The sequence below is a fragment of the Rhodospirillaceae bacterium genome (assembly GCA_028819475.1).
In the GTDB taxonomy this organism is placed as follows: Bacteria; Pseudomonadota; Alphaproteobacteria; order Bin65; family Bin65; genus Bin65.
Genome location: JAPPLJ010000068.1, coordinates 1 through 4036, shown reverse-complemented (window position 1 = coordinate 4036; position 4036 = coordinate 1). Strand labels below are relative to the sequence as shown.

The window sequence follows — 4036 nt, the reverse complement described above, 5'->3', positions numbered from 1 at the left end:
CCTATTCTAATAATGTGTTATTTTACAGTATATTAGATGGTTGCCTATCCGCTCCGCGATCAAATCGAAAGCGCTTTCAATAGTAACGCAGCGAAGCAGAGCGCATCCGTCTCTCCGTTTTGCCGGGTAAGCCTTCGTATCCGTTCGGGTCCTGGGGGATGACCGCGGCGACACGGTGGGCTGAACGGTCGGACGGGCGCGGCTTCCTTCGGCACTGCATCACTCCGCTGGCGACCGCGTGTGTTACGTCCCCCGGGACCCGAAGGCTTACTCCATTCCGTATCGGATAGTCACCGGATTGAATCAAAAACCTGTCGCGACACGTTCCGACAGAAACTGCCAGCTGCCGACATCCCCGATTCGCGCGCTGCCGGCAATTCGCGATTTCGGGTCCCTCGCGGGCTCTTCCCGGCCCTTCAGCCCACCGACCGATCAGGCAGCGACTTCCACCACCGCCGCCGAGCATTGCGGAGCCGGAACTGCCTCTCCGTGCTCACGCAGGCTCTCGATGTGCAGAACGATGGCCGTCTCGATCTCCCGGATCGCCTCGTCGCGGGTCGCACCGGTCGCCACGCATCCGGGCAGATCGGGCGCGTAGGCGGAGTAGTTCGCCGGTGCCTTCTCGATCACGATCATGTATTCCATCTCTGTCCTAACTTCTTGAGTCCCGCCTGCTTCAAGATGCTGGCCCAGGTTCCCGGGGCAAGGTCGTCGCCGGGCTTGCCGGCGATGGTCAAGGTCCCCGGTTTCTCGGGATGCCGGAACTGGCGATGGCTACCCCTGACCCGGACCAACGACCACCCCTCACTTTCGACGAGGCGGATTGCATCACGCACCTTTGGCATTCAGCGCAGACCTCGACCGCGACAACATCATGAGCTCCCGCGCTCGGATCGGGAACCCATCCTCAAGGCCCTGCCGTCGCCCAAGCCCTTCACATAAATGTACGGTATGAAAGGAGTCGACGGCATCCAATCGAACCCTCGACGATTGCGGATTCATCGAGGCACTAGCCATTGTCTTCCGTGGCGTCGAGCCAGACTCGGAGCGCCTTCCGAATCTCGTCCCCGAGGTCCATCGCCACCTGGGGCGTAACAATCAGCAGCAGCTCCCCCGGCTGCGCCGGCGCATCCTCCGGCAGCGGCAGATCCTCGGCCGTTCCAGCATCGCTCGTCCCGAGCCGGATCAACAGACAATCGCCGCGCCGGACTTCACCATCGTCTTCATCCTCAACCTCCAGGCCGTAGTGCAGCGCCGAGGCGCTTTCGACGAGATGAAATTCAGCCATTGCCGGTGTCTTCCTCTCAGGTGTTCCCAAACGCCGCTCAGGATCGCTCCAATTCTCCCACAAGCCTCGTGCCTTCCGGCTGCGCGGTGATCGCGGCCAGCCGGCCGGTGTCAGTTCAGCGCCTCCTTCAGCGCCTTGCCGGCCTTGAAGGATACCGTCGTCGACGGCCCGACCGGTACTGGTTCGCCGGTGCGCGGGTTCCTGCCCGTGCGGGCCGGCCTGCTGGTCGTGGAGAATTTGCCAAACCCGACGACGGTGACGTCCTCGCCGCGCGCGAGCCCCTCGGCGGTCGCCGAGAACACCCCCTCGACCGCAATTCCGGTGACCTGCTTCGTCATCCCCGCCTCGTCCGCCACCCGCTCGATGAGATCCGATTTATTCATTGGCCCATTCCCTTGGCATGCGGTCGATGACGGTTGCAGTCCGCAATCGCGAGCGCCTCGCCGCCCGACGCCCGGTTCGGCAACGGCGCTGCCGAAACCGTCGTCCAATCCCTAGACGGGCCAGCCTCAGCCGTCAATCGCGCTGACCGCATCCCGCCGTCCGCCACCGCCAGCCGGGACAGTTCCGCCGGGTCTTCCATCCCCCCGGCACTCCCCCGAGCCGCCGCGTTGCGCGGCTGCGCCGCCGCGCCGGCGAGAGCGAGGGCTTGGCCGTTAGCGGGGCGGCGGCGGAGTGTCCGGGGGAGGGCGCCCCGCTGCCGCTTTCCATCACCGGCACGAAGGAGACGGCACGATGAACGCGGCCATGGCGCTTCCCGGCAATTCCGACCGCACCTTTCTCACCCACCTGCTCGCCCGCGGCCTCGAGGACGAGCGCTACGTGGTCGAGCGCTTCCAGGCGATGATCGACGGCGACATCCGCCGCATGCCCGCAGACGAGCCTGCGAAGAAAAGCCGGCGCAAGGCGAAGCGCACCACCGTCTCGCTGAAGGACGTCCTGGGGCTGCGGCCCGCGCGCAACGAGATCATCGTGTGCACCGGCCTCAGCATCCGCGGCAGCGGGATCCAATATTGGGGTTCGGTCGCGACGGGGCTCCTGTGCGACCGCAAGCAGAGGGGCTGACCGGCCTTCCGGGGACGTCCCGCCGGCCAACCGACGGTCGGGCGTCCCCGCTCCGATTCCGACTCCGGCAGGGAGGACACGCCGATGGTCGATCCCGATATCCTGGCCAGGCGGGCGCGCGATCTGGACCGCTACCACCGCCAGACCGCCGAGCGGCGCGCGAATAATCTCTGCCTGAAGTGTGGCAACCAACCGCCCGCGCCCGGACGTACCCGGTGCGAGCCGTGTGCCGCGAGGAAGCGGCCCGCCGACCGCGTCCGCCATCGCCGGCGCGCCGCCGAGCGCGCCGCCCAGAACCTTTGCCTCAAATGCGGCAAGCGCGCGCCCGCGCCCGAGCGCACCCAGTGCGAGCCGTGCCTGGAGAAGGACCGCGCCGCCGGCCGGGCCAGGGACGCGCGGCTCAGGGCCGCCGGCATTCCGCGCCGCGATCCCGAGAAGACCCGCGAATACGAGCGCGGGCGCTTCCGCCGTCTGATCGAGACCCGCCGTGCCGAGGGCTTGTGCACCGCCTGCGGCAAGCGCGCGCCCGCGCCCGGCCGCGCGACCTGCGAGCCATGCCTGGAGGAACGCCGCATCGAGGACCGCGCCCGATACGCGGCGGGCAAGGCAGCCGGGAAACCCTACGGCGGGGCCGACCCGGACACCAAGCGCCGAGCCAGCCGCGCGAGGCACCGGCGGCGCAAGAAGGCGTGGCACGAGGCGGGACTCTGCGTTCGCTGCGGCAAGCCGCCGGCGGTCGAGGGCGCCGCCATCTGCGCGTCCTGCAACGAGAAGCGCCGGGCCAAGGACCGCCGCAAGTATGCCCAACGCCGCGCCGCCGGGCTCTGCACGAAGTGTGGAACCCCCGTCCTCGACGGCCTCTCCTACTGCGGCCCCTGCGCCGCGGTCCGCAATGCCGGCCGCTCGACGGAGCGCAAGAACGCGAACGCGAGGCGGCGATACGCCGAACGCCGGTCCCGCGACGCCTGCACCGATTGCGGACGCCCGGCATTCGGCGCCTGCCGCTGCCCTGACTGCGCGGAGCGGTCCTACCACCGCTCGGCGCATTTCCGGGGCATCCCCATCTGGGACCCGAGCTGGACCGTGATCGAGATCGCCACGGGCGAGGAGCTCGGCACCTTTGGCAGCGAGGCCGACGTGGCGCTCTGCCTCGCCCTCGCCAAGCTCGACCGCGGCCATGTGGAGATCGTGAAGGACGCGAGCCCGCTGGCGAGCTACACATCGTGGCTCTGAGCGTGGGCCGGCGGCACGTGCTGCCGGCCCGCCGCCCGCCGGGATACGTATTTCCGGCCCGCGGGCGGCCGGCCATCGCCCGCGCACCCATGCCGGCAGACGGGCCGTCAGCGCCCGGCGCCGGCCCACCGGGAGGAACCCGCCGATGAACATCGACACCCTGCCCGACGAGGCGGATTTCGTCTTCTTCGCCGAGACGATGCCCGACGAAGGACTGCATCGCATCGCGATCGCCGTAGACGGCATGGACGCCCCGATCCCCACCTTGCTGGTCACGGTGACCCGCGACAGCGCGCTCGGCATCGCCGACCGGCTCAACCGCCGGCTCGGCCACGACCGCGACTCCTGGACCGCCTTCGCCGCGCGCTGCCTCGGCGCCGCGCCTCGCTGACCGCCTAGCCGCCTCCGCGCGGGGGGTGCCGATTTCGCGGGGTGCCGAACTCGCGGGGG

At 69.0% G+C, this 4036-nt stretch carries 7 protein-coding genes; 3 read left to right on the top strand and 4 right to left on the bottom strand.

Annotated elements, in window-relative coordinates; all coding sequences use genetic code 11:
- Positions 1-432: 432 nt before the first annotated feature.
- The 4 genes from OXM58_20935 to OXM58_20920 all read right to left on the bottom strand — a co-directional run bounded on the left by OXM58_20935 (position 433) and on the right by OXM58_20920 (position 1671).
- Positions 433-645: a type II toxin-antitoxin system HicB family antitoxin gene (locus OXM58_20935; GenBank protein MDE0150831.1), complete on the bottom strand. Its 213-nt coding sequence runs from the start codon at positions 643-645 to the stop codon at positions 433-435.
- On the bottom strand, positions 633-845 hold the full coding sequence (locus OXM58_20930) for a type II toxin-antitoxin system HicA family toxin (GenBank protein MDE0150830.1): 213 nt from the start codon (positions 843-845) through the stop codon (positions 633-635). The genes OXM58_20935 and OXM58_20930 overlap by 13 nt, the downstream gene beginning before the upstream one ends.
- Positions 846-1009: 164 nt before the next feature.
- Positions 1010-1288: a hypothetical protein gene (locus OXM58_20925; protein MDE0150829.1), complete on the bottom strand. Its 279-nt coding sequence runs from the start codon at positions 1286-1288 to the stop codon at positions 1010-1012.
- A 110-nt stretch (positions 1289-1398) separates the two neighbouring features.
- A complete protein-coding gene (locus OXM58_20920; protein ID MDE0150828.1) occupies positions 1399-1671 on the bottom strand; it encodes an HU family DNA-binding protein in 273 nt (90 codons plus the stop codon).
- 352 nt (positions 1672-2023) lie between these two features.
- Between OXM58_20920 and OXM58_20915 the strand changes: the two genes are divergently transcribed.
- The 3 genes from OXM58_20915 to OXM58_20905 all read left to right on the top strand — a co-directional run bounded on the left by OXM58_20915 (position 2024) and on the right by OXM58_20905 (position 3977).
- Complete coding sequence (locus tag OXM58_20915) at positions 2024-2353, top strand: hypothetical protein (GenBank protein MDE0150827.1); 330 nt, start codon at positions 2024-2026, stop codon at positions 2351-2353.
- Between the two features lie 84 nt (positions 2354-2437).
- Positions 2438-3586 carry a hypothetical protein gene (locus tag OXM58_20910; protein MDE0150826.1) on the top strand — a complete coding sequence of 383 codons (1149 nt, stop codon included), beginning with the start codon at positions 2438-2440 and terminating at the stop codon, positions 3584-3586.
- Between the two features lie 145 nt (positions 3587-3731).
- Positions 3732-3977: a hypothetical protein gene (locus OXM58_20905; protein MDE0150825.1), complete on the top strand. Its 246-nt coding sequence runs from the start codon at positions 3732-3734 to the stop codon at positions 3975-3977.
- Positions 3978-4036: the final 59 nt, after the last annotated feature.